Source organism: Massilia atriviolacea, assembly GCF_003953935.1.
Lineage (GTDB): Bacteria > Pseudomonadota > Gammaproteobacteria > Burkholderiales > Burkholderiaceae_D > Telluria_A > Telluria_A atriviolacea.
In genome coordinates, this window is sequence record NZ_RXLQ01000054.1 from 1 (window position 1) to 1,280 (window position 1,280).

The window sequence follows — 1,280 nt, forward strand, 5'->3', positions numbered from 1 at the left end:
AAGCTGCCGTCGAGCAGTTTCAGGCCGTTGAATTCGGAGGTTTGCGAAATGCGGTCGGCTTCCGACAACAGTTGGCCGACTTCAGCCTGGATCGCCTTGCGGTCGCCCGCCGAGTTGGTGGCGTTGGCCGACTGCACAGCCAGTTCACGTACGCGCTGCAGGATGTTACCGGTCGATTGCAGGGAGCCTTCCGCCGTTTGCAGCATCGACACACCATCGTTGGCATTGCGCCGGGCCTGGTCCAGGCCGCGGATCTGCGACGTGAAACGTTCCGAAATGGCCAGGCCAGCCGCGTCGTCCTTGGCACTGTTGATACGCAAACCGGACGACAGGCGCTGCAGCGAAGTCGCCAGGCCGGAGCCCGAGGTGGTCAGGTTGCGTTGTGCGTTGAGGGAGGCGATGTTGGTGTTGATGACGCTCATGGTAGTACTCCTTGCAATTACTTTTTATTCAGTTTGGCTCTGTGCCGTTCGCCTTGGTGTGCCCCTTTCGTTCCGAGACAATCACACCGTAGTCCTTTTATTTAACGGATTGCGGTCTGGAAAGTTTAGGGGGATTTTGGGTGTATATTTTTTCTTTTGGGCCTCAAGGCGTGAGGGGGCAAGGCGCTAGACGACAGCGTTTTCCCGAACTTGAGGGCAAAATAAAATTCTTTTGGCGCTCATGAACGAGGCCAGGGAGTCGGTAAGCGGGCATTGCGCCTCGGCTTTATTGCATGTAAAACAAGCTTCTGCTGGGAGGATGGACCGTTTCAATCAAATTCCCCAGCCAGCCGAGGGCCGGCCGGGGATGCAAGGAGACGACGCTGGCGATTAACCGCGCAGCAGGGACAGCACGCCGTTCGGCAGCGAGTTGGCCTGGGCCAGCATCGCGGTACCTGCCTGCTGGAGGATCTGGCCGCGCGTCAGTTTGGCTGTTTCCGAAGCGAAGTCGGTATCCTGGATCCGGCTGCGCGAGGCAGACAGGTTTTCGGAGGTCGACTGCAGGTTGTTGACGGCGGTTTCGAAACGCGACTGCAGTGCGCCGAACGAAGCGCGCTGGCTGTTGACGTTGGCCAGGGCCGAGTCCAGCACTTTCAGCGCCTGCGATGCGCCCTTGGCGGTCGACACATCGATACCGGAAACGGTATTGAGGGTGGCGGCGGTGCTGGCGGCGATCGCGTTGGTACCGCTGCTGCCGACCGAGAAACCCTTGTCCGAGTTCATCGACACATAGCCCATCGAGGTCGAGGTCGCACCGGTGGCAACCGCCGCCGTGGCGCCGGAGGCGGCGCCGTTGGC

2 protein-coding genes are annotated in these 1,280 nt (G+C 60.3%); both read right to left on the reverse strand.

Annotated features, from left to right (window positions below; genetic code table 11):
• A partial coding sequence (locus tag EJB06_RS31470; RefSeq protein WP_441295160.1) for a flagellin N-terminal helical domain-containing protein occupies window positions 1-422 on the reverse strand: 422 nt, incomplete at its 3' end.
• Between the two features lie 390 nt (window positions 423-812).
• A partial coding sequence (locus tag EJB06_RS31475; RefSeq protein ID WP_267876925.1) for a flagellin occupies window positions 813-1,280 on the reverse strand: 468 nt, incomplete at its 5' end.